24 protein-coding genes and 1 tRNA gene are annotated in these 23,798 nt (G+C 67.5%); 19 read left to right on the top strand and 6 right to left on the bottom strand.

Annotated elements, in window-relative coordinates:
• From AC30PD_RS20900 to glk, 9 genes are read left to right on the top strand one after another with little or no spacing between them, the layout of a single operon-like run.
• On the top strand, positions 1-1,929 hold the full coding sequence (locus AC30PD_RS20900) for a tetratricopeptide repeat protein (protein ID WP_489537623.1): 1,929 nt from the start codon (positions 1-3) through the stop codon (positions 1,927-1,929).
• A complete protein-coding gene (locus AC30PD_RS20905; RefSeq protein ID WP_489537624.1) occupies positions 1,913-4,735 on the top strand; it encodes a tetratricopeptide repeat protein in 2,823 nt (940 codons plus the stop codon). The genes AC30PD_RS20900 and AC30PD_RS20905 overlap by 17 nt, the downstream gene beginning before the upstream one ends.
• Positions 4,722-5,453 carry a tetratricopeptide repeat protein gene (locus AC30PD_RS20910; RefSeq protein ID WP_489537625.1) on the top strand — a complete coding sequence of 244 codons (732 nt, stop codon included), beginning with the start codon at positions 4,722-4,724 and terminating at the stop codon, positions 5,451-5,453. Before AC30PD_RS20905 ends, AC30PD_RS20910 begins: the two co-directional genes overlap by 14 nt.
• Entirely contained in the window at positions 5,450-5,767 is a 318-nt protein-coding gene (locus AC30PD_RS20915; protein WP_489537626.1) for a hypothetical protein, read from the top strand. Before AC30PD_RS20910 ends, AC30PD_RS20915 begins: the two co-directional genes overlap by 4 nt.
• A gap of 49 nt (positions 5,768-5,816) precedes the next feature.
• Positions 5,817-6,470: a MotA/TolQ/ExbB proton channel family protein gene (locus AC30PD_RS20920; protein WP_489537627.1), complete on the top strand. Its 654-nt coding sequence runs from the start codon at positions 5,817-5,819 to the stop codon at positions 6,468-6,470.
• Positions 6,471-6,472: 2 nt separating this feature from the next.
• Complete coding sequence (locus tag AC30PD_RS20925; protein ID WP_489537628.1) at positions 6,473-6,967, top strand: ExbD/TolR family protein; 495 nt, start codon at positions 6,473-6,475, stop codon at positions 6,965-6,967.
• An 8-nt stretch (positions 6,968-6,975) separates the two neighbouring features.
• Entirely contained in the window at positions 6,976-7,467 is a 492-nt protein-coding gene (locus AC30PD_RS20930) for an ExbD/TolR family protein (RefSeq protein WP_489537629.1), read from the top strand.
• Complete coding sequence (locus tag AC30PD_RS20935; protein WP_489537630.1) at positions 7,464-8,543, top strand: AgmX/PglI C-terminal domain-containing protein; 1,080 nt, start codon at positions 7,464-7,466, stop codon at positions 8,541-8,543. Before AC30PD_RS20930 ends, AC30PD_RS20935 begins: the two co-directional genes overlap by 4 nt.
• A 53-nt stretch (positions 8,544-8,596) precedes the next feature.
• On the top strand, positions 8,597-9,565 hold the full coding sequence (gene glk, locus AC30PD_RS20940; protein ID WP_489537631.1) for a glucokinase: 969 nt from the start codon (positions 8,597-8,599) through the stop codon (positions 9,563-9,565).
• Positions 9,566-9,583: 18 nt separating this feature from the next.
• Here the strand turns inward: glk and AC30PD_RS20945 are convergent, their stop codons facing one another.
• A complete protein-coding gene (locus tag AC30PD_RS20945; RefSeq protein WP_489537632.1) occupies positions 9,584-10,804 on the bottom strand; it encodes a CaiB/BaiF CoA transferase family protein in 1,221 nt (406 codons plus the stop codon).
• Positions 10,805-10,896: 92 nt separating this feature from the next.
• Here AC30PD_RS20945 and AC30PD_RS20950 point away from each other — a divergent pair.
• From AC30PD_RS20950 to ahpF, 8 genes are all read left to right on the top strand, one after another.
• Positions 10,897-10,972: transfer RNA gene (locus AC30PD_RS20950), tRNA-Ala, on the top strand.
• A gap of 72 nt (positions 10,973-11,044) precedes the next feature.
• Positions 11,045-11,533 carry a GAF domain-containing protein gene (locus tag AC30PD_RS20955; RefSeq protein ID WP_489537633.1) on the top strand — a complete coding sequence of 163 codons (489 nt, stop codon included), beginning with the start codon at positions 11,045-11,047 and terminating at the stop codon, positions 11,531-11,533.
• Positions 11,534-11,585: 52 nt separating this feature from the next.
• Positions 11,586-12,452 carry an alpha/beta hydrolase gene (locus AC30PD_RS20960; RefSeq protein ID WP_489537634.1) on the top strand — a complete coding sequence of 289 codons (867 nt, stop codon included), beginning with the start codon at positions 11,586-11,588 and terminating at the stop codon, positions 12,450-12,452.
• Between the two features lie 167 nt (positions 12,453-12,619).
• On the top strand, positions 12,620-13,039 hold the full coding sequence (locus tag AC30PD_RS20965) for a rubrerythrin family protein (RefSeq protein ID WP_056464529.1): 420 nt from the start codon (positions 12,620-12,622) through the stop codon (positions 13,037-13,039).
• A 76-nt stretch (positions 13,040-13,115) separates the two neighbouring features.
• On the top strand, positions 13,116-14,468 hold the full coding sequence (locus AC30PD_RS20970; protein WP_489537635.1) for a (Fe-S)-binding protein: 1,353 nt from the start codon (positions 13,116-13,118) through the stop codon (positions 14,466-14,468).
• A gap of 5 nt (positions 14,469-14,473) precedes the next feature.
• Positions 14,474-15,052, top strand: a complete 579-nt coding sequence (locus AC30PD_RS20975) for a DUF3501 family protein (protein WP_489537636.1) — start codon at positions 14,474-14,476, stop codon at positions 15,050-15,052.
• 154 nt (positions 15,053-15,206) lie between these two features.
• Positions 15,207-15,770, top strand: coding sequence for an alkyl hydroperoxide reductase subunit C (gene ahpC / locus AC30PD_RS20980; protein WP_489537637.1), 564 nt, complete (start codon positions 15,207-15,209; stop codon positions 15,768-15,770).
• A 35-nt stretch (positions 15,771-15,805) separates the two neighbouring features.
• Complete coding sequence (gene ahpF, locus AC30PD_RS20985; protein ID WP_489537638.1) at positions 15,806-17,383, top strand: alkyl hydroperoxide reductase subunit F; 1,578 nt, start codon at positions 15,806-15,808, stop codon at positions 17,381-17,383.
• A 4-nt stretch (positions 17,384-17,387) separates the two neighbouring features.
• Here the strand turns inward: ahpF and rarD are convergent, their stop codons facing one another.
• On the bottom strand, positions 17,388-18,275 hold the full coding sequence (gene rarD, locus AC30PD_RS20990) for an EamA family transporter RarD (protein ID WP_489537639.1): 888 nt from the start codon (positions 18,273-18,275) through the stop codon (positions 17,388-17,390).
• A gap of 10 nt (positions 18,276-18,285) precedes the next feature.
• Positions 18,286-19,929, bottom strand: coding sequence for a 3-(methylthio)propionyl-CoA ligase (locus AC30PD_RS20995; protein ID WP_489537640.1), 1,644 nt, complete (start codon positions 19,927-19,929; stop codon positions 18,286-18,288).
• 186 nt (positions 19,930-20,115) lie between these two features.
• On the opposite strand from AC30PD_RS20995, the gene AC30PD_RS21000 reads away from it, so the two are divergent.
• Together AC30PD_RS21000 and AC30PD_RS21005 are read left to right on the top strand one after the other, a co-directional pair.
• On the top strand, positions 20,116-20,385 hold the full coding sequence (locus tag AC30PD_RS21000) for a MoaD/ThiS family protein (RefSeq protein ID WP_489537641.1): 270 nt from the start codon (positions 20,116-20,118) through the stop codon (positions 20,383-20,385).
• A gap of 81 nt (positions 20,386-20,466) precedes the next feature.
• A complete protein-coding gene (locus AC30PD_RS21005) occupies positions 20,467-21,546 on the top strand; it encodes a WD40/YVTN/BNR-like repeat-containing protein (protein WP_489537642.1) in 1,080 nt (359 codons plus the stop codon).
• Between the two features lie 13 nt (positions 21,547-21,559).
• Here AC30PD_RS21005 and AC30PD_RS21010 read toward each other — a convergent pair whose 3' ends face one another.
• From AC30PD_RS21010 to AC30PD_RS21020, 3 genes are read right to left on the bottom strand one after another with little or no spacing between them, the layout of a single operon-like run.
• Positions 21,560-21,955: a YchJ family protein gene (locus AC30PD_RS21010; RefSeq protein ID WP_489537643.1), complete on the bottom strand. Its 396-nt coding sequence runs from the start codon at positions 21,953-21,955 to the stop codon at positions 21,560-21,562.
• The gene (locus tag AC30PD_RS21015; RefSeq protein WP_489537644.1) at positions 21,952-22,824 is read right to left on the bottom strand and encodes a DMT family transporter; all 873 of its coding nucleotides are present in this window, start codon (positions 22,822-22,824) and stop codon (positions 21,952-21,954) included. The genes AC30PD_RS21010 and AC30PD_RS21015 overlap by 4 nt, the downstream gene beginning before the upstream one ends.
• The gene (locus AC30PD_RS21020; RefSeq protein ID WP_489537645.1) at positions 22,821-23,789 is read right to left on the bottom strand and encodes a bifunctional helix-turn-helix transcriptional regulator/GNAT family N-acetyltransferase; all 969 of its coding nucleotides are present in this window, start codon (positions 23,787-23,789) and stop codon (positions 22,821-22,823) included. The genes AC30PD_RS21015 and AC30PD_RS21020 overlap by 4 nt, the downstream gene beginning before the upstream one ends.
• Positions 23,790-23,798 lie beyond the last annotated feature (9 nt).

Below are 23,798 nucleotides of genomic sequence, written 5' to 3' on the forward strand. Positions count from 1 at the left end.
ATGCACCCGAGAGTGATCCGAAAGAAGGCCGCTGCGCGGCTGTGCGCTGCGGCATGCGCCGTGGCGGTGCTGTGGCCGGCCGCGGCCTCGGCCGCGTGGTGGCCCTTCAGCAGCGCCGCGCCCGAAGGGCCGCCGCCGCACGTGATCGAAGACCCGCACTACGGCGACACGCTGTTCCACTTCTTCAAGGGCCGCTACTTCACGGCCGTGACCGGCCTGATGGTCTCGCAGCACTTCGAACGCGTGCCCAAGCATGCCGACGAAGCCGAGGTGCTGCGGGGTGGCCTGCTGCTGTCTTACGGCCTGCACCGCGAAGCGGGGGAGATCTTCGCCAAGCTGATCGAGAAGGGCAGTTCGCCGGCCGTGCGCGACCGGGCCTGGTTCTACCTGGCCAAGATCCGCTACCAGCGCGGGTTCTTGCCCGAGGCCGAGCAGGCCGTCGACCAGGTCGAGAAGAATCTGCCGCCCGATCTGGAAGAAGAACGCGGTCTGCTCAAGGCCAACCTGCTGATGGCGCGCGGCGACTACGCCAGCGCCGTGACCGCGCTCGAAGGCCTGGCCAAGGGCACCGGCACGGCGGGCGCGTATTCGCGCTTCAACCTCGGCGTGGCGATGATCCGCAACGGTGATCTCGACGGCGGTGGCAAGCTGCTCGACGAACTCGGTCGCGCCCCCGCCGCCAACGAGGAATACCGCAGCCTGCGCGACAAGGCCAACGTGGCGCTCGGCTTCGCCGCCTTGCAGGCCGACCGCCCCGAAGACGCACGCCGCGCGCTCGAACGGGTGCGCCTGCAGGGTCTGCAGTCCAACAAGGCGTTGCTCGGTTTCGGCTGGGCTGCGGCGGCGCTCAAAGACCCGAAGCTCGCGCTCGTGCCCTGGACCGAACTGGCCGAGCGTGACGCCAGCGACGCTGCCGTGCTCGAAGCCCGCATCGCCGTGCCCTATGCACTGGCCGAGCTCGGCGCTTACGGCCAGTCGCTCGAACGCTACAACGAAGCCATCACCGCCTTCGACAAGGAAGGTGGCAGCCTGAACGAATCGATCGCCGCGATCCGCGCCGGCAAGCTGCTCGCCGGCCTGCTCGAAAGCAACCCCGGCGAAGAGATGGGCTGGTTCTGGAAGATCGATGCGCTGCCCGAGATGCCGCACGCCAACCACCTCACGCAGGTGCTCGCGCAGCACGACTTCCAGGAAGGCTTCAAGAACTACCGCGACCTGCGTTTCCTGACCCGCAACCTCGAGCACTGGAAAGACAACCTGGGCGTGTTCGACGACATGCTCGCGAACCGCCGCCAGGCCTTTGCCGAGCGTCTGCCGAAGATCCTCTCGAAAGCCGGCGAGAGCGGCCTGACCGCGGTGCAACAACGTGGCGAAGCCGTCATCAAGGAAGTGGCCCGCGTCGCGGCCGAGTCCGACAGCCAGGCGCTGGCCGACGCGAAACAGCGCGACTTCATGCAGCGCATCGACAGCGGCCGCGCTGCGCTGGCCGCCGCCGGCGGCGATGCCGATGCCGCCAGCGCACAGGAACGGCTGCGGCGCGTCAGCGGAGCGCTCACCTGGCAACTGGCGCAGCAGTACCCGGCGCGCCTGTGGGACGCGACCAAAGCCGCCGGCGTGATCCAGACCCAGCTCACCGAAGCCGCGCAGCACGACGCCGCGCTGGCGCAGGCACAGCGTGACGAACCGGCGCGCTTCGAACGCTTCGCGGTGCGCATCAAGGAACTCGAGGCACGCGTGCAGGCGCTGATCCCGCGTGTGGCGGCGCTCAGCCGTGACCAGGAACAGGCGGTGCAAGGCCTGGCCGTGGCCGAGCTCGACCGCCAGAAAGCACGCCTGGCCGTCTATGCCACGCAGGCCCGATTCGCCGTCGCGCAGATCTACGACCGCGCCACCTCCACGAAGGAGGGCGACCGTGCGAACAAACCATAGGAGCCGTAGCCTCAGCCTGCTGCTCGTGGCCGGGTTGTGCGCCTGCGCCGGCAACAAGCGCAACGGCACGCCCGACAACGAGCCCACGCTCAAGTCGCTCGCCGGCCGCGAAGTGGTGGTCGCGCAAGACACGGTCGTCAAGTCGAGCCCGGCGCAGGCCATCTCGGCCTACCGCAGCTTTCTCGATGCGTCGCCGAAGGCCGATCAGCGCCAGGAAGCGTTGCGCCGGCTCGGCGACCTCGAAATGGACGTGGCCGACGACAACAGCGCACAAACGGCGACCGGCGCGCCCGACTACAAGGCCGCGATCACGCGCTACCAGGACTTCCTGAAGACCTACCCCAAAGACCCCGGCAACGACCGCGTGCTGTACCAGCTCTCGCGGGCGCAGGAACAAGGCGGCGCTCTCGAAGTGGCCCTGCAGACGCTCGACCGCCTGGTGCGCGAGTACCCCGACACCCAGTACCGCGACGAAGCCCACTTCCGGCGCGGCGAACTGCTGTTCGCGACGCGCGAATACGCCAAGGCCGAGGCGGCCTACGCCACGGTGCTGAAAGGTGATTCGGCGAACCCGTTCCGCGAACGTGCGCTGTACATGCAGGGCTGGTCGATGTTCAAGCAGGGCCGGCTCGACGACGCGCTGCACCCGTTCTTCGGCGTGCTCGACCTGAAGCTGCCGGGCCTCGAAGACGAAGGCGAACTCGAGAGCATCGCCGCCCTGTCGCGTGCCGACCGCGAGCTGGTCGAAGACACCTTCCGCGTGATGAGCCTGAGCCTCGAGAACCTGAAGGGCGCCGAATCCATCCCGCCCTACATCACCTCTGACCTGCGGCGCGGCTACGAATTCCGCGTGTACCAGCAACTCGGCGAGCTCTACATCAAACAAGACCGCGTGAAAGACGCGGCCGACACCTTCGGCACCTTCGCCCGCCTGCACCCGCTGCAGGCCCAGGCGCCGCTGATGCAGGCGCGCGTGATCGGCATCTACGAGCAGGGCGGTTTTGCCAACCTGGCGCTCGACGCGAAGAAGGGCTACGTGGGCCGCTACGGCAGCCAGAGCGAATTCCGCCGTGCCAACGAAGCCGGCTGGGAGCGCGCGCAGCCGCTCGTCAAGACCCACGTGGCCGAACTCGCGCGCCACTACCACGCGAGCGCGCAGAAGAGCAAGAACACCGCCGACTACCAGGAAGCGGTGCGCTGGTACCGCGAGTACATCGCTTCGTTCCCCAACGACCCGCAGGCGGCGCAGAACAACTTCCTGCTCGCCGAATTGCTGTTCGAGGACTCGCGCTTCGCCGAAGCCTCGGTCGAGTACGAGAAGGTCGCCTACCAGTACCCGGCCAGCGACAAGAGCGCCGATGCCGGCTACGCCGCGCTGCTCGCCTACGCCGCGCAGGAAAAGCGCGTGCCGCCCGCCGAAGCGCCGGCCCTGCAGCGCGCCAGCGTCGAAAGCGCGCTGCGTTTTGCCGCCGCGTTCGGCAAGGACGCGCGTGCCGGCACGGTGCTGACCAACGCCGCCGAAAAACTCTTCGCGTTGCGTGACGGTGAGCGTGCTTCGACCGTCGCCAAACAGGTGCTGGCGCTCGACCCGCCGGCCGCTGCCGCGCAGCGCCGAACGGCCTGGACCGTGGTCGCGCACACCGCCTTCGAACGCGGCGCTTTCGACCAGTCCGAGAAGGCCTACGGCGAGGTGATCGCGCTCACGCCCGAGCGCGAAGCCGGCCGCAACGAGCTGGTCGAACGCCAGGCGGCGTCGATCTACAAACAGGGCGAGCAGGCCCGCGCGGCCGGGCAGGCGCGCGACGCGGTCGGCCACTTCAACCGCGTGGCCACGGTGGCGCCGCAGTCGGCGGTGCGCGCCACGGCGCAGTTCGACGCGGCAGCGGCGCTGATCGGCCTGAAAGACTGGGACGGCGCGGCGCGCACGCTCGAAGACTTTCGCCAGCGTTACCCGAACCACCCGCTGCAGGGCGAGGTCAGCAACAAGCTCGCGGTCGCTTATCTCGAAAAGGGCAACTGGGCGCAGGCCGCTGGCGAGTTCGAGCGCCTGGCCGCGACGAGCAAAGACCCGAAGATCGCGCGCGACGCGCTCTGGCAAGCCGCCGAGCTGTACGAGAAGGGCGCCGAAAAGGGCGGCTCGCGCGTGGCCGCGACCAAGGCCTACGAGGGCTACCTGAAGCGCTACCCCGACCCGTTCGAGCCCGCGCTCGAAGCGCGCTATCGCCTCGCCAAACTGGCCAAGGCCGACGGCAACAGCACGCGCGAATTCGCGCTGATGAAAGAGATCCACCAAGCCGATCTGCGCGCCGGTGGCGCGCGCACCAACCGCACACGCTACCTCGGTGCCACGGCCGCGCTGGCGATGGCCGAGCCGGTGCTCGAGGCCTACCGCAAGGTGCCTTTGGTCGAGCCGCTCGCCAGGCAGCTGAAGCTGAAGAAAGCCAAGCTCGAAGAGACGCTGAAGGCCTACGCGGTCGCGGCCGACTACGGCGTGGCCGACGTGATCACGGCCGCCACCTTCCACACCGCCGCGCTGTACCAGGACTTCGGCAAGGCGCTGATGGGCTCGCAGCGGCCGAAGAAGTTGTCGAAGGCCGAGCTGGAACAGTACAACGTGCTGCTCGAAGAACAGGCTTTCCCGTTCGAGGAAAAGGCGATCGAACTGCACGAGACCAACGCCAAGCGCGCGTCGGAAGGCATCTACGACAAATGGGTCAAGAACAGCTTCACGGCGCTGGGCGAGCTGCGCCCGGCACGCTACGGCAAGGTCGAACGCAGCGAAGGGGTGATCGATGCGATCCGCTGAACACCTGATGCGTTTCGGCGTGCTGGCCCTGCTGTGTGCAGGCATCACGGGGTGCGCCTCGCTGACCGACGCCTGGAACGGCTTCGGCTCGTCGAAGGAAGCGCCCGCAGCAGCCGCTGCACCAGCCGCGAAGCCGAGCGCGGCGACCAGCGCCGCCGCCCCGGTGGTGGTGCCTGCACCTGCGCCCGCTCCGGTCGAAGTACAGGCACCGGTCGACGCCAACGCCCAGCGTGCCTTCGACGCGGCGCGCCGCCTGCTGGCCGCCGGCCGCACCGAAGAAGCCGAGCGGGCTTTCGCTGCGCTCGCCAAGTCGCACCCCGAACTCGGCGGTGCGCAAGCCAACCTGGGCCTGATCTACAGCCGCGCCGGCAAGACCGACGAGGCCGTCGCCGCGCTCGAACAGGCCGCACGTGCGAACCCGAAGCAGCCGGTGTTCCAGAACCAGCTCGGCATCGCCTACCGCCAGCAGGGCCAGTTCGCCAAAGCGCGCGGCGCCTACGAGAAGGCGCTCGATCTCGACCCGAACTACGCCGCCGCGTGCCTGAACCTCGGCATCCTGCACGACCTGTACCTCGGCGACGCCAAGCGCGCGCTCGAACTCTACGACCGCTACCTCACGCTGCCCAACGGCAAGGATGCGGCGGTCACGAAGTGGGTCGCCGACCTGAAGAACCGCAAACCCGCGCAGAACACCGCGGCCAAGAAGGAGCAGTCATGACACCGACTCGCCTCGAGATGCGCACCGCGCTGCTGGCAGCGTTGCTGGCCGGTGGCGCCACGGCGGCGCTGGCACAGGACCGTGCCGACGTCGACCGCACCAAGATCATCGGCAACAGCGAGTTGCCCAAGGTGCTCTACATCGTGCCCTGGAAGAAGCCGCTGCCCGGCGACCTTTCGGGCCGACCCACCGGTGGCGTCCTCGACGAAGCGCTCGCCCCGGTCGACCGTGACGTGTTCCGCAGGCAGGTGCACTACGGCGCGGCGCTGCAGCCGCGTGCCGCTGCAGAAGCCGCGGCACCGAGCCGAAAGTGAAGCGCGGCCAGCCCACACCCAGTTTTCAGTTTTTTCCGGAGATCCACCCATGAATACCTTTGCCACGATCGTCAAGTTCTTCCAGGACTGCGGCCTCTTCATCTACCCCAGCCTGCTCATCATGGCGATCGGCGTCACGATCGCGATCGAGCGCTACATCTTTCTGAGCCGCGCACGCAACGAGAACCGCAAGATGTGGTCGCAGGTCAAGCCGATGCTCGAGAGCGGCCAGTTCAAGGAAGTGCAGAGCGTGACCTCGCGCTCCGACTCGGCCATCGGCAAGATCGTCAGCTACGGCCTCACGCGCATGCAGAGCCCGGGCCGGCGTGAAGACTTCGACGCGGCGATGGAAGAAGGCATGATGGAAATCGTGCCGCGGCTCGAGAAGCGCACCCACTACATCGCCACCTTCGCCAACGTGATCACGCTGGTCGGCCTGCTGGGCACCATCATCGGCCTGATCAAGGGCTTCACGGCCGTGGCGCAGGTCAACCCGGCCGAGAAGGCCGAGCTGCTGTCGGCCTCGATCTCGATCGCGATGAACAACACCGCGTTCGCGCTGATGGTCGCCATCCCGTTCCTGCTGATCCACTCGTTCCTGCAGGCCAAGACCAGCGAGATCGTCGACGGCCTCGAAGGCGCGAAGATCAGCTTCCTGAACCTCGTGCAGCGCCTGAAGTCCGAGCAGGTCGGAGCGCGCTGATCATGCGAGTTCGTCGCCTGCGCAAAGAGCAAGCGCATCTGGAGATCACCGCGTTCATCAACCTGATCGTGGTGCTGGTGCCCTTTCTGCTGTCGGTGGCCGTGTTCACGCGGCTGACGGTGCTCGACGTGTCATTGCCGGCGCAGAACTCGGGCGTGGAGCAACTCAAGGTCGACGACCTGAAGCTCGAGATCGTGATCCGGCCCGAAAGCCTGGAGGTCGGTGACCGCATCGGTGGCCTGATCGCGCGCATCCCGAACGCCGGCACCCAGCACGACGTGAAAGCGCTGACCACGCTGATGACGCAGATCAAGACCCGGTTCCCCGACAAGACCGACGCGACGCTGCTGGCCGAGCCGAACACGCCGTACGACACGCTGGTCCAGGTGATGGACGCGACGCGCGAATCGCAGACGGTGCAGGGCCGGCGGACGACGCGCGCCGAGCTGTTCCCCAACATCTCGATCGGCGATGCGCCCGTCATCACCAAACGATAGAGGGCGCCATGAAACTGACCCCGCTGCAAAAGCGCGCCGAGCGCAAGAGCCGCAACCAGACGATGCTCGACATGAACCTCGTGTCGCTGATCGACGTGTTCACGATCCTGATCTTCTTTCTGCTCTCTGGCGCCTCGGGGGTGGAGCTGCTGCCGAGCCCGAAGGCCGTGAAGCTGCCGGAATCGTTCACCGAGAAGGCACCGAAAGAAACCATCGTGCTGGTCGTGAGCGGCACCGAGATCCTGGTCGACGGCCGCAAGGTGGCCAACGTGGCCGACGTGATGGCGACACAGGGTGACCTGATCGAGCCGCTGAAGGCCGAGCTCGACGTGCTGGGTGGCCGCGCAATCGTGCGCACCGAGAACCAGGAAAAGGGCAAGGCGATCACCATCATGGGTGACCAGAACATTCCCTACCAGCTGCTGCGCAAGGTGATGTACACCAGCGCGCGCGCGAACTTCAGCGACGTGTCGTTCGCGGTTCGCAGGAAGGATGTATGAGCGCTCTGGCCGTCTCGTTCCGCTCTCCGCTGCTGGCGTGGTCGCCTTCGCCGGAAGACGAAGCGCGCTTCAAGCGCATCCTCACGCGCGTGCTGATCGTCGCGCTGCTGCTGTGCATCGCGATGATCTTCGTGCCACCACCCAAGATCGACCGCACCGTGCCGCAGGAGCTGCCGCCGCGGCTGGCCAAGCTGCTGCTCGAACGCGAGCCGCCTCCGCCACCGCCGGTGGTGAAGGCCGAGCCCGTGAAGAAAGAAAAGGCCGAGCCGAGCCTGAACAAGCCCGACCCGGCCAAACCCGAGCCGCCCAAGGCCGCCACGGTGCCCGAGGCGCGCCAACCCGTGCCCAACAAGGCCCCGGGTGAAAAGCTCGCCGACAACGCTCGCCGCAAGGCGGCCGGCGTGGGCCTGTTGGCGATGAGCGACCAGCTTGCCGAACTGCGCGGCGCACCGGTGGCGGTGCAACTGCAGAAAGACATCAAGCAAGGCCCCGGTGTCGGCACCGGCGTGGGCGTGGGTGTCGGCGCGGGCAACGAGGCCGGCCTGCCGGCGCGCTCGATGATCACCTCGAACGCCACCGGCGGCAGCGGCGGCATCAACACCGCGGCCTACAGCCGCAACACCGGTGGTGGTGGCCTGGCGGGCCGTGCCACCACGCTGGTCGAAGGTGTGGCCGGCGGCGGTGGCGGCGGTGGCGCGGGTGGTGGTGGCGTGCGCGGTGGCAAGGGCGACGGCACCGGCACCGGCTCGGGCGCCGGCGGCACCGTGCAGCGCGGGGGCAGCGGCAAGGCCTCGCGTTCGATCGAAGAGATCAAGCTCGTGTTCGAGCGCAACAAGGGCGCGATCTACGCGATCTACAACCGCGCACTGCGCGAAGAGCCCGGCCTGCAAGGCAAGGTCGTGCTCGAACTGAAGATCGCGCCGAGCGGCTCGGTCGAGTGCCGCATCATCTCGAGCGAGCTGAAGGCGGCCGAACTCGAGCAGAAGCTGCTGGCGCGCATCCGCCAGTTCGACTTCGGCGCGAAGGACGTCGACCAGATGATCGTGAGCTGGCCGGTCGACTTCTTGCCCTCATGACGCTGTGACGTTCGTGCCCGGCCGGTTAGCATGCCGGCCGGAGACACGAACCCATGGGCACAGGCTTTCCCAGACTTCTCGGCGACATCGGCGGCACCAATGCCCGCTGGGCCTGGCAGTCGCGCGCGGGCGCGGCGATTCAGGACGTGTCGGTGCGGCCGTGTGCGGCCAACGCGTCGCTGGCCGAGTCGGCCGAGGCCTATCTCGCCGAGAAGGGCCTCGCGCGGCCGGCCTGGGTCGGCATCGGCATTGCCACGCCGGTGACCGCCGATCGTGTGGTGATGACCAACCACACCTGGAGTTTTTCGATCGCCGAGCTGAAACGTTCGCTCGGCGCCGAACGCTGCCTCGTGATCAACGACTTCACCGCGCTGGCGATGAGCCTCACGGCGCTGGCCGCCGATGACCTGCGCCAGATCGGCACCGGCACCGCCGTGCCGGGGGCGACGATGGCGCTGCTGGGCGCCGGCACCGGCCTCGGTGTTTCAGGGCTGGTGCCGCAGGGCGCCGGCCGCTGGTCGGCGATCAGCGGCGAAGGTGGCCACGTGACACTCGCTGCCAGCGACGAGCACGAAGCACAAATCCTTGGCGTGCTGCGCCGGCGCTTCGGCCATGTGTCGGCCGAGCGGGCGCTCTCGGGTGCCGGCCTCGTGAACCTGTACGGCGCGCTGTGCGCGTTGAGCGGACAGAGCGAACGAGCGCTCTCGCCTTCCGACGTGACCGACGCCGCGCTCGACGGCTCCGACGCGCTCTGCGCCCAGGCCGTGCAGCGTTTCACCGCCTTCCTCGGCAACGCCGCCGGCAACCTGGCGCTCACGCTCGGCGCGCAGGGTGGTGTGTACGTGGGTGGTGGCATCGTGCCGCGCCTCGGTGACCGTTTCGACGGCGTGTTGTTCCGCCAGCACTTCGAGGCCAAGGGGCGCTTCGCCGACTACCTGAAGGCGATGCCGACCCACGTGATCACGGCGGCTGCGCCAGCGCTGATCGGTGCGTCGAACGCGCTCGACCTGATGCCGCACTGACCGCCGCGCTGCGCAGGCTCAGGCGACGATGCCCTTGCCACGCAGCACCGCGATCTCGGCCTCGGAGAGCCCCATCTGGCGCAGCACCGCGTCGGTGTCGCCACCGAGATGCGGTGCCGCCGAGCGCAGCGTGCCCGGCGTGGCCGACAGCTTGGGCACGACGCCGGGCACGTCGATGTCATGGCCGTCGCGCGTGTGTTGGCGCACGATCATGTCGCGCGCACGGTAGTGCGGGTCTTCGTGAATGTCTTTCGCGGTGTAGACCTTGCCGGCGGGAACACGCGCCGGGCCGAGGCTGGCCAGCACCTCGGCGACGCTGCGGGTGTGTGTCCACGCCTCGATGGCGGCGTCGATCTCGGCCACGCGCAAGACGCGCCCGGCGTTGCCCGACAAGTCGGCCGCGCCGCCCAGATCGTCGCGCCCGATGGTGTGCATCAGCCGTTTGAAGATGCTGTCGCCGTTGCCGGCGATCAGCACGTAGCCGTCGATGCAGCGGTAGGCGTTCGACGGCGCGATGCCGGGCAGCGCGCTGCCTGCCGCTTCACGCACCACGCCGAAAGCGCTGTACTCGGGCACCAGGCTTTCCATCACGTTGAACACGGCTTCGTGCAAGGCCACGTCGATCACCTGGCCTGCACCGCCGTTGACCTTGCGGTGGTAGAGCGCCATCAACACACCCAGGGCGCCGTGCAGCGCCGCGAGCGTGTCGCCGATCGACACGCCCACGCGCACCGGCACGCGGCCCGGCTCGCCCGTCAAATGGCGCAGGCCACCCATGGCTTCGCCGATGGCGCCAAACCCCGGCAGGTCGCGGTACGGGCCGGTCTGCCCGTAGCCGGAGATGCGCAGCATCACCAGGCCCGGGTTGAGCGCGCTCAGCGCGTCCCAGCCCATGCCCCAGGCTTCGAGCGTGCCGGGTCGAAAGTTCTCGACCAGCACGTCGGCCTCGCTGATCAGTCGGCGCGCGATGTCCTGGCCTTCGGGCGTTCGCAGATCGATCGCGACGGAACGTTTGTTGCGCGACGAGACCTGCCACCAGACCGAGGTGCCGTCCTGCAGCAGGCGCCAGTTGCGCAGCGGGTCACCGGCGCCCGGCGGTTCGATCTTGATCACGTCGGCGCCGAACTCGCCGAGCATCTTGGCAGCGAACGGGCCGGCGATGAGCTGGCCCATCTCGACGACACGCAGGCCGTCGAGTGCGCCGGGGCTCAGGGGCAGGGAGGGCGGGGTTTCAGGCATGGTGGCTCGGGTCGGCGATAGCGCACCATGGTAACGAGCGCCGATCACCGCGGGCCGGGGGCCCGCCGTTTTGATAGACTAGCGGCGACCGTGGGGGGGTAGCTCAGCTGGGAGAGCGTCGCGTTCGCAATGCGAAGGTCGGGAGTTCGATCCTCCTCCTCTCCACCACACAAGCATGCAAGACGGGCCTTCGAGGCCCGTTTTCATTGCTGTCCGTTGTACTCCGACAAGCATCGTGCCATGCGACAGAACCCCGACCGCCTCGCCGAACTTCGCCGTCTCGCGATCCTCGATTCGGCGCCCGAGCGCGCCTACGACGACATCACGCGCGCCTTCGCCGCCAGCTTCGACGTGCCGATCGCCATGGTCAACCTGCTCGACGCCGAGCGCGACTGGTTCAAGTCGTGCGTGGGCCTGCCGCAGACAGAGTCGCCCGCAACCACCTCGTTCTGCGAAGCCTTCTTCGGCTCGGCCGACGACTTGATCGTCGTCGAAGACACCACGCTCGACCCCCGCTTCGCGGCGCACCCTTTCGTCGCCGGCGACCCCTTCATCCGCTTCTACGCGGCGGCCCGGCTCGTCGTGCAGGGCCAGACGGTCGGCACGCTCTGCGCCTACGGCGTGAAGCCGAAGAAGATGGCGCCTGCGCAGGTCGAGCAGCTCCGCTCGATGGCCGATGCGGTGACCGCGCTGTTGGCTCAGCGGGGGCCATCGCCCGGAACGAACTAGCCGCCGGCTCCGGCATCATCGGGGTTCGACGCAGCACCCGATGGAGCACCCCATGAGCCGATTCGACCCCGCGTGGCTGGATGTCCAGTACAACAACCGCGCGCGCATTCCGGAGCACCCACAGATCTTCGAGCGCTGGTCGCGGGCCTCGGCCCACGCACGGGAACACGCCGCCTGCCGCATCGACGTGCCTTATGGCGAGGGGCCGAACGAAACGCTCGACGTGTTCCCTGCGGCGCAGCCCGACGCGCCGGTGTTGGTGTTCATCCACGGCGGCTGGTGGCGCTCGCTCGACAAGCGCGACCACTCTTTCGTTGCACCTGCGTTCACGCAGGCCGGGGCCATGGTCGTGGTGCCGAACTACGCGTTGTGCCCGTCGGTCAGCATCGAGACCATCGCGCTGCAGATGACACGGGCTCTGGCCTGGACCTACCGCCATGCCGCGCAATACGGTGGCGACCCCGAGCGCATCGTCGTGGCGGGGCATTCGGCCGGCGGCCATCTGGCGGCGATGCTGCTGTGCTGCCGGTGGCTGCAGGTGGGGCTGGACTTGCCGGAGCAGTTGGTGAGGGCGGCGCTGTCGATTTCGGGACTGTTCGACCTGGCGCCGGTGAGCGAGACGCCGTTCCTGAAAGCCGATCTGCGTTTGACGGCGGACTCTGCGGCGCGGCTCAGCCCGGCGCTTTTTGCGCCACCCGAAGGCACTCTGTACGCCACGGTCGGTGCCCACGAGAGCGAAGAGTTCCTGCGCCAGAACCAGCTGATCCGCGAAGCCTGGGGGGAACGCGCGGTGCCCGTGTGCGAGGCGGTGCCAGGCACCAACCACCTCGACGTGCTGCACGAACTGGCCGACCCGCAGGCGCGCTTGCACGGCCTGGCGCTTCAACTTCTCGGGTTAACCCGCGAGGTTTTGGTGTGAAGATGAGAATGCCTATCATTCATCTGATGAACATAGCGCATGCCAATGCAGTGCATTGGCGGTTTGTATTGGCGAGCGAGGGCTTGCTGGGTTAGCGTCAAGCGTGCCGCTCGTTCGAACGACGACGTGACGGTGGCCGCTTGCAGTTCAACTCACAGGAGATCGACATGGGCTTGAAAGGTTCGAAGACCGAGCAAAACCTGAAAGACGCCTTCGCGGGCGAATCGCAGGCGAACCGGCGCTACTTGTACTTCGCAAACAAGGCCGACATCGAGGGTCAGAACGACGTCGCCGCCTTGTTCCGCTCCACCGCCGAAGGCGAGACCGGCCACGCGCACGGCCACCTCGAATTCCTCGAAGCCGTGGGCGACCCGGCCACCGGCCTGCCGATCGGCTCGAGCCGCCAGAACCTCGCTGCGGCCGTGGCCGGCGAGACGCACGAGTACACCGACATGTACCCGGGCATGGCCAAGAGCGCGCGCGACGAAGGCTTCGATGAGATCGCCGACTGGTTCGAGACGCTCGCCAAGGCCGAGCGCTCGCACGCCAACCGTTACCAGAAGGCGCTCGACGCGCTGGTGGACTGACGCGCGTTCCGCGCTCACCGAACAGGGGGCTTCGTGCCCCTTGTTCATTGAAGAATCTGCTTGGCCGCCAAAACCCATGAGCACACGCGAAGGCAACCTCGAAGCACCCACGCGCCACCCGGTCGACTGGAAGAACCCCGAGTTCTACGACCAGGCGGCGTGCGAAAAGGAGATGGAGCGCATCTTCGACATCTGCCACGGTTGCCGCCGCTGCGTGAGCCTGTGCCAGTCGTTTCCCACGCTCTTCGACCTGGTCGACGCCACCGCCGACGGCGAAGTGCACGGCGTGGAGCACAAGAACTTCTGGAGCGTGGTCGACCAGTGTTACCTGTGCGACCTGTGCTATATGACGAAGTGCCCGTACACGCCGCCGCACCCGTGGAACCTGGATTTTCCGCACACCATGCTGCGCGCGAAGGCGATCAAGTTCCGCAACGGTGAAGTGGCTGCGGGCGAGAAGCTGCTGGCCTCGACCGACACGCACGGCCAGTTCGCCGGCATACCGGTCGTTGTGCAAGTGGTCAACGCGATGAACAAGACGAAGCCGGTGCGCAAGCTGCTCGACAGCGCCTTGCACGTGCACCCCGATGCTTGGCTGCCCGAACTCGGCACGAAGCGCTTCCGCTGGAGTGCCGAGAAGGACAACCCGGCTACGCCCGTCGTGAACGGCCAGCGCACGCCCGGCAAGGTGGTGATCTATTCGACCTGCTACGTGAACTACAACGAGCCCGGCATCGGCTTCGACCTGATCAAGCTGCTCCAGCACAACGGCATCCAGTACACGCTGGTCGAGAAAGAAAGCTGCTGCGGCATGCCCAAGCTCGAACTCGGCGACCTCGACGGTGTGGCGAAGCACAAGGAAGCGAACATCCCGGTGCTGGCCAGGTACGCGCGCGAGGGTTACGCGATCCTCGCCGCCATTCCTTCGTGCACGCTGATGTTCAAGCAGGAACTGCCGCTGCTGTTCCCCGAAGACGCCGAAGTGAAAGCGGTGCAGGAAGCGATGTTCGACCCGTTCGAGTACCTGATGGCGCGTCACAAAGACGGCCTCTTGAAGCTCGACTTCAAGGCTGCGCTCGGCAAGGTGAGCTACCACATCCCGTGCCACGGCCGGGTGCAGAAGATCGGCAAGAAGACCGAAGAGGTCTTCAAGCTGATCGGGCAGACGGTGCCGGTGCAGCTCAACACGGTCGAGCGCTGTTCCGGCCACGCCGGCACCTACGGCGTGAAGACCGCCTTCCATGCGAACGCCATGAAGATCGGCAAGCCGGTGTTCAAGTTGATGGCGAAAGACGAGCCCGACTACATCAGCTCCGACTGCGCGCTGGCCGGCCACCACATCGTGCAAGGCATGGCCGTCAACAACTTGCCCGCCGCGAAACTGCAGCACCCGTTGAGCCTGGTGCGCATCGCCTACGGGTTGGAGTGAATCACATGGGCATCACCAGAGAGAGCCTGCTCACGCTCGAGGCCTACGCGAAGATCCGCAAGAGCGCCAAGCCCGAGTTCATCGCGCACCGCAAGCTGCGCACCGTGCACCTGGGCGAACACGTCAGCGTGCAGTTCGAAGACGAGCGCACGATCCGCCGCCAGATCCAGGAGATGCTGCACATCGAGAAGATCTTCGACGAAGAGGGCATCCAGAGCGAGATCGACGCCTACGCGGCGCTCGTGCCCGACGGCAGCAACTGGAAGGCCACGATGATGATCGAGTACCCCGACGCGCACGAACGCAAGCGCGAGCTGGCGCGGCTGATCGGCGTGGAAGACCGGATGTTCGTCGAGGTCGAAGGCCACGCCCGTGTGTACGCGATCGCCGACGAAGACCTCGACCGCGAGAACGCCGAGAAGACCTCGGCCGTGCACTTCGTGCGCTTCGAGTTCGGCAAGGCCCTGCGCGACGCGGTGCGTGCGGGCGCCAGCGTGAAGCTCGGCTGCGACCACACCAACTACCCGGCGCACACGGTGATCGCGCCCGAGACGCTGGCCAGCCTGGCAGGTGATTTGCGCTAGCACCGGCCGCTTCAGATCGAACTCGACAAGCCGGCCTTTCGCCGGCTTTTTTCTATCCGGCCGATAGATACACTGAATTGAGAGTGATTCTCAAATAGCATAGTATTAACCCTGTGAATTTCGCCTAACCCTCCACTCTCTCAAAGGAAAAACCATGTCCGTGATCAACACCCAAGTCCAGCCCTTCAAGGTCCAGGCATTCAAGAACGGCAAGTTCATCGAAGTCACCGAACAGAGCCTGAAGGGCAAGTGGTCGGCGTTCATCTTCATGCCCGCCGCGTTCACCTTCAACTGCCCGACCGAAGTCGAAGACGCGGCCGACAACTACGCCGCTTTCCAGAAGCTCGAAACCGAGGTCTACATCGTCACCACCGACTCGCACTTCGCGCACAAGGTTTGGCACGAAACCTCGCCGGCCGTCGGCAAGGCCAAGTTCCCGCTGATCGGCGACTCGACCCACGCGCTGACCAAGGCGTTCGACGTGTACATCCCCGAAGAAGGCCGCGCCCTGCGTGGCACCTTCCTGATCAACCCCGAAGGTGTGATCAAGACCGCCGAAGTGCACTCGAACGAGATCGCCCGCGACGTGAAAGAGACGCTGCGCAAGCTCAAGGCCGCCCAGTACACCGCCGCCCACCCGGGTGAAGTGTGCCCGGCCAAGTGGAACGAAGGCGCGTCGACGATCACCCCGTCGCTCGACCTCGTCGGCAAGATCTGAACGTTTCATTGAAGTAGAAAAGAAGGAGCTTCACGATGTTGGATGCAAACCTGAAAGCGCAGCTGGGGGCTTACCTCGAACGCGTGAAGCTGCCTTTCGAGATCACGGCATCGCTCGACGACAGCGCCGCCGCGCAAGAGATGCATGGCCTGTTGCAGGACATCGTCTCGCTCAGTGACAAGATCACGCTGAAGACCGACGGCGTTGACGCGCGCAAACCGTCGTTCGCGCTGAACCGCATCGGCGAGGCGCCGCGCATCACATTCGCGGCGATCCCCATGGGCCATGAGTTCACCTCGCTGGTGCTGGCGTTGCTGCAGGTCGGTGGCCACCCGCCGAAGATCGAGGCCGAGCTGATCGAGCAGATCAAGAACCTCGAAGGCGACTTCCGCTTCGAGACCTACATGTCGCTCACCTGCCACAACTGCCCGGACGTGGTGCAGGCGCTGAACCTGATGGCGGTGCTGAACCCGCGCATCACGAGTGTCGTGATCGACGGCGGGCTCTACCAGAAGGAAGTGGAAGCTCGCCAGATCCTGGCCGTGCCGATGGTGTTCCTCAACGGCGAACACTTCGGCCAGGGCCGCATGGAAGTCGACGAGATCGTCGCCAGGCTCGACACCGGCGCTGCCGCACGCGACGCCGCGAAGCTGGGCGCGAAAGAAGCCTACGACGTGTTGATCGTCGGCGGCGGGCCTGCGGGCGCCGCAGCGGCCGTGTACGCCGCGCGCAAGGGCATCCGCACCGGCATGCTCGCCGAACGCCTGGGCGGGCAGACCATGGACACCATGAGCATCGAGAACTTCATCTCGGTGCTGGAAACCGACGGCCCGAAGTTCGCCGCCGCGCTGGAACAGCACGCCAAGCAGTACGACGTGGACATCATCAACCTGCAGCGCGCAGAGAAGCTGATCCCGGCCGAGCAGAACAACGGCTTCATCGGCGTGCAACTCGCCAACGGCGCCACGCTGAAGAGCAAGACCGTGATCCTCTCGACCGGTGCGCGCTGGCGCGAAGTCAACGTGCCCGGCGAAAAGGAATACCGCAACAAGGGCGTGGCCTACTGCCCGCACTGCGACGGCCCGCTGTTCAAGGGCAAGCGTGTCGCGGTGATCGGCGGCGGCAACTCGGGCGTCGAAGCGGCGATCGATCTGGCCGGCATCGTCGGCCACGTCACGCTGCTCGAGTTCGGCGACCAGTTGCGGGCCGACGCCGTGCTGGTGAACAAGCTGAAGAGCCTGCCCAACGTCGTGTTCCACACGATGGCGCAGACGACCGAAATCACCGGTGCCGACGGCAAGGTCAACGGCCTGCGCTACACCGACCGCACGAGCGGCGAAGCGAAGCACGTCGAGCTCGAAGGGGTGTTCGTGCAGATCGGCCTGGTGCCGAATTCCGAGTGGCTCAAGGGCACGCTGGAGTTGTCACGCCACGGCGAGATCGTGGTCGACAACCGCGGCCAGACATCGCTGCCCGGCGTGTTCGCAGCGGGCGACGTGACCACGGTGCCCTTCAAGCAGATCATCATCGCGACCGGCGACGGCGCGAAGGCGGCGCTCGGTGCGTTCGACCACCTGATTCGCAGCGCGGTGCCCGAGCCGGTCGCGGCCTGAGCGGTCAGACGGCGGGCGCCGCGGCGACCCGCCGGCTCACGCGCCAGCCGTCGAACGAGTAGACGATCAGCGCGGTCCAGATGAAGGCGAACCCGATGAAGCGTTCCAGCGGGAACGCTTCGCCGAAGGCCCAGATGCCGACCACCACCTGGATCGACGGGCCGAGGTATTGCACGATGCCCAGCGTGGCCATCGACAGGCGGCGCGCACCGGCGGCGAACAGCAGCAGCGGCACGGCCGTGATCGGGCCGAGCGCGATCATCCAGACATTGGTGAGCGCGTCGGGCGCGGGAAAGCTGGCATGGCCATGCATTGCGGCCAGGCCCAGTGCCAGCACGGCCAGAGGTGCCAGAAGCAGCGTCTCCAGCGTCAGGCCTTCGAGCGCGCCCAGTGCGGCGATCTTGCGCATCAGGCCGTAGCCGCCGAAGGTCACCGCCAGCGAAAGCGCGATCCACGGCGGCCGCCCGGCCTGCACCGTGAGCCACAGCACGCCGCAGGCCGCAATGGCCAGCGCGACCCACTGGGCACGGCGCAGGCGCTCGTGCAGCAGCGTCATGCCCAGCAGCACGTTGACGAGCGGCGTGATGAAGTAACCCAAGCTCGCTTCGAGCACATGGCCCTGCATCACGGCCCAGATGTAGGCGAGCCAGTTCGCGCCGATCAGCAGGGCGCTGGCCACGAAGGCCGCCAGCACCTTCGGCTGGCGCAGCACCGGCCGCAGCCAGCCCCATTGGCGGCGCGCCGTCAGCAACGCAGCCAGGAACAGCAGGCACCACAGCACACGGTGCGCCAGGATCTCCGGCGCCGGCACCGTGGTGACGAGGCGGAAGTACAGCGGGAACAGCCCCCACCAGACGAAGGCGAGGGTGGCGTAGACGACTCCGGCTTGCATCCCTTTGCGTTCAGCCCTTCGCCAGCAACGCGTCGCCGTACTGGTCGCGCAGCCGGTTCTTCAGCATCTTGCCGGTCGCGCCGAGCGGGATCGCGTCGACGAAGACCACGTCGTCGGGCGTCCACCACTTCGCGATGCGGCCTTCGAAGAAGGTGATCAACTCGTCGCGCGTCAGCTCGGCGCCCGGCTTCTTGACCACGATCAGCAGCGGGCGCTCGTCCCACTTGGCGTGTTTGGCGGCGATGCACGCGGCCATCGCCACAGCGGGGTGCGCCATCGCGATGTTCTCGAGATCGATCGAGCCGATCCATTCGCCGCCGGACTTGATCACGTCCTTGCTGCGGTCGGTGATGTGCATGTAGCCGTCGGCGTCGATGGTGGCCACGTCGCCGGTGGGGAACCAGCCTTGCCCGGCATCGTCGCGCACCAGCGGGTCGCCGCCTTCGCTCTTGAAATAACTCTGGAGAATCCACGGGCCACGCACCAGCAGCTCGCCCGAGACCTTGCCGTCCCAGGCCAGCGCCTTGCCGTCTTCGCCGACGATCTTCATGTCGACGCCGTAGACCGCGCGGCCCTGCGTGCTCTGCACCGCCATGCGTTCTTCGGCCGACAGGCCGAGGTGCTTGCCCTTCAGGATCGACGCCGTGCCGACCGGGCTCATCTCGGTCATGCCCCAGGCGTGGATCACCTGCACGTCGTACTTTTCCTGGAAGGCTTTCATCATCGCCGGCGGGCAGGCCGAGCCGCCGATCACGGTGCGGCGCATGGTCGAGAACTTCAGGCCGCCGGCCTCGACGAACCCGAGCAGGCCTTGCCACACCGTGGGCACACCAGCCGACACCGTGACGCGCTCGGTCTCGAACAGTTCGTAGAGCGACTTGCCGTCGAGCCCCGGGCCGGGGAACACGAGCTTGGCGCCCGTCATGCAGGCCGCGTAGGGCAGGCCCCAGGCGTTGACGTGGAACATCGGGACGACCGGCAGGATCGTGTCTCGTGCCGACACGCTCAGCGCGTCGGGCAACGCGATGGCGAAGGTGTGCAACACCGTCGAGCGGTGGCTGTAGAGCACGCCCTTCGGGTTGCCCGTGGTGCCCGAGGTGTAGCACAGCGACGAAGCCTGGTTCTCGTCGAACACCGGCCATTCGAAACGGTCGTCTTGCGCGTCGACCAGGTCTTCGAAGCACAGCAGCCCGGGGATCTTGCTCTCCTTGGGCATGTGCGCGCGGTCGGTCATCGCGACGAACTTCTTGATGGTCTTGACACGGCCGGCCACGGCCTCGACCAGCGGCAGAAAGGTCATGTCGAAGAACAGCACCTGGTCTTCGGCGTGATCGGCGATGTAGACCACCTGGTCGGGGTGCAGGCGCGGGTTGAGCGTGTGCAGCACCGAACCCGATCCCGACACGGCGTAATACAGCTCCATGTGGCGGTAGCCGTTCCAGGCCAGCGTGGCCACGCGGTCGCCGGGTTTCACGCCGAGCGCGGCGATCGCCTTGGCCATGCGCCGCGAGCGGGCGGCCAGGTCGCGGTAGGTGCAGCGGTGGATGTCGCCTTCGACGCGGCGCGACACGATTTCCTGGTCGCCGTGGTGGCGCTCGGCGTGGACCAGCAGCGACGAGATCAGCAGCGACTGCTGCATCATCAGACCGTTCATCTTGACTCCATGGAATGTGGTGCGGGGCGTGCGGGCCGGCCAGGCGGCGCCGCGGTGCTTTCGATTGTGCCGTGCGCCGCGGGTGCGACGGCTCAGGGTTTGAACTGCAGCGCCGCGGCACACCTCGGGCGCCAGCCGGGGAGTACGCCGGTTTTCAAACGCCGCGGCGCGCGGCATCATCGGTGCATGGCCCGCATCGTCTTCACACAACAGCTCAAGCGCTTCACCGAAACGCCCGAAGTCACCGCCCCCGCCGCCACCCTGCGCGCGGCGCTCGAGGCGGCGTTTGCCGTGAACCCGCGGCTGCGTGGTTATGTGCTCGACGACCAGGGCCACTTGCGCGCCAACGTGGTCGCGTTCATCGACGGCGCGCGTTGCCACGAGCGTGTGGCGCTGGCCGACGTGCTGAAGCCCGACAGCGAGGTCTACGTGATGCAGGCCTTGTCGGGCGGCTAGCAAAAATACCAGGTCGCCTCGTCGATTTCGGGCCTCGCCGCTCGTCGCCAAGAAGCCAGACAACCCGGAGGAGCTGAGCCGATGGAACAACGTGCATGGGTCGCCACCCGCAAAGGCCTGTTCGAACTGCGCCAGCGCGCCGGTGCGTGGCAGGTCGAGCGCATCAGCTTTCTTGGCGAGCCGGTCTCGATGGTGTTGCCGCCCACCGAAGGCGGGCGCATGTTCGCCGCGCTCAACCTCGGCCACTTCGGCGTGAAGCTGCACGGTTCCGACGACGGCGGCATCACCTGGAACGAGCTGACGACACCCGCTTACCCGCCGCAGCCCGAAGGCGAACCGCTCGCCGGTGTGGCCTGGAAGCTGCTGCAGGTCTGGTCGCTGGAAGCCGCGCACGGCACGCTCTGGGCCGGCACGCTGCCGGGCGGTCTGTTCCGCTCGGGCGACGCCGGCGAGTCGTGGCAACTGGTCGAGCCACTCTGGAACCACCCGGCCCGCGCCGAATGGTGCGGCGGCGGTTACGACGTGCCCGGCATCCATTCGATCTGCCCGCACCCCGCGCGCCAGGGCGAAGTGCTGGTGGGCCTGAGCGTCGGTGGCGTGCTCGCCAGCACCGACGACGGTGCGTCGTGGGCCACGCGCGCCGGCGGCATGCGCGCAACCTACATGCCGCCCGAGCGCCAGTTCGACCCGAATGTGCAAGACCCGCACTGCGTCGTGCGCTGCGCCGCCGAGCCCGACGTGCTCTGGTGCCAGCACCACGGTGGCATGTGGCGCTCGGCCGACAACGCGGCTTCGTGGCACGAAGTGACCGACGTGCCGGTATCGAACTTCGGTTTCGCGGTGGCGGTGCACCCGGGCCACGCCGACACGGCGTGGTTCGCTCCCGCCGTCGCCGACCAGAAGCGTGTGCCGGTCGATGGCGCGATGGTCGTCAACCGCACGCGTGACGGCGGGCGCAGTTTCGAGACGCTGCGAAACGGGCTGCCGCAGCAGCATTGCTACGACCTGGTCTATCGGCACGGCCTGGCCGTCGACGGGTCCGGCCGCCAGTTGTTGATGGGCAGCACCACGGGCAACCTGTGGGGCAGCCAAGACGCGGGCGACCACTGGGCCGCGGTCGACGTGAAATTGCCGCCGATCTACGCGGTGCGGATGGGTTGAGCCTGCGGTCGGTTCAGCGCAGGTCGCCGTCGACGTAATACCAGCGCCCGTCTTCGCGCACGAAGCGGCTGGTCTCGTGCAGGCGCTGGGCGCGCCCGCCGAGCTTGCTGCGGGCCACGAATTCCACGCTGGCGTGGTCGGCGTCGTGCATGCTGTGCTGGCGCACTTCCAGGCCGAGCCACTTCAACCCGCGCGGGTTCGGCTCGATCACTGCCGGGCGTGTGCTCGGGTGCCAGGTGTCACGCACGTAGTCGGTCAGGTCGAGCACGTAGGCGCTGTAACGCGAACGCATCAGCGTCTCGGCGGTGGGTGCGAGCAGGTGCAGCGGCCCGGCGTGGTAGCGGCCGCAACACTTGGCGTAGCCCAGAGCAGGCAAGGCGCCGCAAGGGCAGGGAAGGGGCGTCGTCATGGCCGCCGATCTTGCGCCACCCACAAACCCAGCACCACGAGCAGCAAGGCCACGATCAGCGCCGGCGCCGGCGCTTCGTGCAGCAGCAGGCCGCCGAGCAGCATCGCCGTCAGCGGGCTCAGCGACAGGTACAGCGTGACTTTCGAGGCCGGCGCATGGCGCAGCGCCCACAGCCACAGGAAGTAGCCGATGCCGCTGCTCGTGCCGATGAAAGCGACCGCCGCCCAGCCGGCGGCGCCGAGCAGCGGCACACGCACGCCCGCGTCTTCGAACTGCGCCCATGCGGCGAGAAAGATCACCGCCGCCGCCATCGCGATCGCACTCACCGGCAGGGCCGCATGGCGGCGCAACACCGGGCGGTACAACACGCTGCACACGGCGCCGCACAAGGCGCTGCCGAGCACGGCCAGTTCGCCCCACAGCGGCGCGTCGGCCACCAGCGCCTGCGGCCCGAGCGCCACCGCCACGCCACCGAGCGTGAAAGCCACGCCCAGGCTCTTGCGCAGGCTCAAGCGTTCATGGCCGAGGCCGGCCGCCACCAGCAGCGTCAGCAGCGGAAAGCACGCGAACAGCAGCGCCGCCTTCGCCGCCGGCAGCGTCTGCAGACCGATGTTCAGCAGCGCGATCAAGAGCGCGAACTGGCCGATGCCGAGCAGCGCGATGCGCGGCCATTCGCGCGGCGTGATCGTGGCCGGCTCACGTGCGGCCAGCACGAAGGGCAGCAGCGTGGCGAGGCCGATCGCGTAACGCAGCCCGGCCAGCGTGGCCGGGCCCAGCTCGCCGACGACGAAGCGCGTGGCGACGATCGCCGCGCCCACCTGCACGCCGACCGCGGCAGCGGCCCAGGGCGCCCAGGCCGCCGCGTTCATCGCGGCGCGGCCCGATCGAGTGGCAGTTCCCAGGTTTCGCCCACCAGGTCGTGGCCGAAGCTGTGGTGCGGCTCGCTCGCCACGAGCCGGTAGCCGGCCTTGGTGTAGATACCGCGTGCGGCCAGCAGCAGGCTGTTGGTCCAGAGCACGATCTTCGTGTAGCCGGCCTGGCGCGCGAAACGCTCACACTCGTCGACCAGCCGCACGCCCAGGCCCAGGCCGCGCGCCGAAGGTTCGATGAGCAGCATGCGCAACTGCGCCACGCCGGCGATGGGTTCGTGCGTCTTCTCGTCGCGCGCCTGCACCAGAAACACGCTGCCCACGTTGGCGCCGTCGCGCTCGGCGATCCAGCAGGCTTCGCGCTTCGCATCGAAACGATCGACGAAGTCGGCAGCGATGCGGGCCACCAGCGCTTCGAAGCTGCCGTCCCACGCGAACTCGTCGGCGTAGAGCGCGCCGTGGCGCGAGATCACCCAGCCGATGTCGCCCGGGCGGTGCGGGCGCAGCAGGTAAGGCGCCTTGCGCTCGCCACCATCGCCGAGGAGTTTTTCGATCTGCGCCATGGCCTGCAGCAACTGCTGCTGTTGTGGTTCGGTGAGCGTGGCCAGCAAGGCCGTCACATCGGCCTGCGAGCGGGTGTTGAGCGGCGCGAAGGCACGCCGGCCAGCGGCGGTGAGGCTCAGGTGCTGGTGGCGTGCGTCGGCCGCGGCGCGCGTGGTCTTCAGCAGGCCGCGATCTTTCAGGCCGCGCAGCAGCCGGCTCAGGTAGCCGGGGTCGAGGTCGAGCTCGCGCGACAAATCGGTGGCGGTCTTGCCGTCGTGGTGGGCCAGTTCCCACAGCAGCCGCGACTCGGTCAGCGTGAACTTGGTGTGCAGCAGGCCTTCGTGCAACACACCGATGCGGCGGGTGTAGAAGCGGTTGAACTCACGGATCAGTTCGACGCGCATGGCGAGGGTTTCAGGCATCGCTTCCAA

The organism is Rhizobacter sp. (genome assembly GCF_032229685.1).
Lineage (GTDB): Bacteria > Pseudomonadota > Gammaproteobacteria > Burkholderiales > Burkholderiaceae_C > LMDS01.

Excerpts from the sequence above, each read along its gene's own strand:
- AC30PD_RS20900 (WP_489537623.1), top strand. The coding sequence starts at position 1 with ATGCACCCGAGAGTGATCCGAAAGAAGGCCGCTGCGCGGCTGTGCGCT.
- AC30PD_RS21015 (WP_489537644.1), bottom strand. The coding sequence starts at position 22,824 with ATGAACGCGGCGGCCTGGGCGCCCTGGGCCGCTGCCGCGGTCGGCGTG.
- AC30PD_RS20955 (WP_489537633.1), top strand. The coding sequence starts at position 11,045 with ATGCGACAGAACCCCGACCGCCTCGCCGAACTTCGCCGTCTCGCGATC.
- ahpF (WP_489537638.1), top strand. The coding sequence starts at position 15,806 with ATGTTGGATGCAAACCTGAAAGCGCAGCTGGGGGCTTACCTCGAACGC.
- AC30PD_RS21005 (WP_489537642.1), top strand. The coding sequence starts at position 20,467 with ATGGAACAACGTGCATGGGTCGCCACCCGCAAAGGCCTGTTCGAACTG.
- AC30PD_RS21020 (WP_489537645.1), bottom strand. The coding sequence starts at position 23,789 with ATGCCTGAAACCCTCGCCATGCGCGTCGAACTGATCCGTGAGTTCAAC.
- AC30PD_RS20935 (WP_489537630.1), top strand. The coding sequence starts at position 7,464 with ATGAGCGCTCTGGCCGTCTCGTTCCGCTCTCCGCTGCTGGCGTGGTCG.
- AC30PD_RS21010 (WP_489537643.1), bottom strand. The coding sequence starts at position 21,955 with ATGACGACGCCCCTTCCCTGCCCTTGCGGCGCCTTGCCTGCTCTGGGC.
- AC30PD_RS20945 (WP_489537632.1), bottom strand. The coding sequence starts at position 10,804 with ATGCCTGAAACCCCGCCCTCCCTGCCCCTGAGCCCCGGCGCACTCGAC.
- AC30PD_RS20910 (WP_489537625.1), top strand. The coding sequence starts at position 4,722 with ATGCGATCCGCTGAACACCTGATGCGTTTCGGCGTGCTGGCCCTGCTG.
- rarD (WP_489537639.1), bottom strand. The coding sequence starts at position 18,275 with ATGCAAGCCGGAGTCGTCTACGCCACCCTCGCCTTCGTCTGGTGGGGG.
- AC30PD_RS20995 (WP_489537640.1), bottom strand. The coding sequence starts at position 19,929 with ATGAACGGTCTGATGATGCAGCAGTCGCTGCTGATCTCGTCGCTGCTG.
- ahpC (WP_489537637.1), top strand. The coding sequence starts at position 15,207 with ATGTCCGTGATCAACACCCAAGTCCAGCCCTTCAAGGTCCAGGCATTC.
- AC30PD_RS20965 (WP_056464529.1), top strand. The coding sequence starts at position 12,620 with ATGGGCTTGAAAGGTTCGAAGACCGAGCAAAACCTGAAAGACGCCTTC.
- AC30PD_RS21000 (WP_489537641.1), top strand. The coding sequence starts at position 20,116 with ATGGCCCGCATCGTCTTCACACAACAGCTCAAGCGCTTCACCGAAACG.
- AC30PD_RS20915 (WP_489537626.1), top strand. The coding sequence starts at position 5,450 with ATGACACCGACTCGCCTCGAGATGCGCACCGCGCTGCTGGCAGCGTTG.
- AC30PD_RS20925 (WP_489537628.1), top strand. The coding sequence starts at position 6,473 with ATGCGAGTTCGTCGCCTGCGCAAAGAGCAAGCGCATCTGGAGATCACC.
- AC30PD_RS20960 (WP_489537634.1), top strand. The coding sequence starts at position 11,586 with ATGAGCCGATTCGACCCCGCGTGGCTGGATGTCCAGTACAACAACCGC.
- glk (WP_489537631.1), top strand. The coding sequence starts at position 8,597 with ATGGGCACAGGCTTTCCCAGACTTCTCGGCGACATCGGCGGCACCAAT.
- AC30PD_RS20975 (WP_489537636.1), top strand. The coding sequence starts at position 14,474 with ATGGGCATCACCAGAGAGAGCCTGCTCACGCTCGAGGCCTACGCGAAG.
- AC30PD_RS20920 (WP_489537627.1), top strand. The coding sequence starts at position 5,817 with ATGAATACCTTTGCCACGATCGTCAAGTTCTTCCAGGACTGCGGCCTC.
- AC30PD_RS20930 (WP_489537629.1), top strand. The coding sequence starts at position 6,976 with ATGAAACTGACCCCGCTGCAAAAGCGCGCCGAGCGCAAGAGCCGCAAC.
- AC30PD_RS20970 (WP_489537635.1), top strand. The coding sequence starts at position 13,116 with ATGAGCACACGCGAAGGCAACCTCGAAGCACCCACGCGCCACCCGGTC.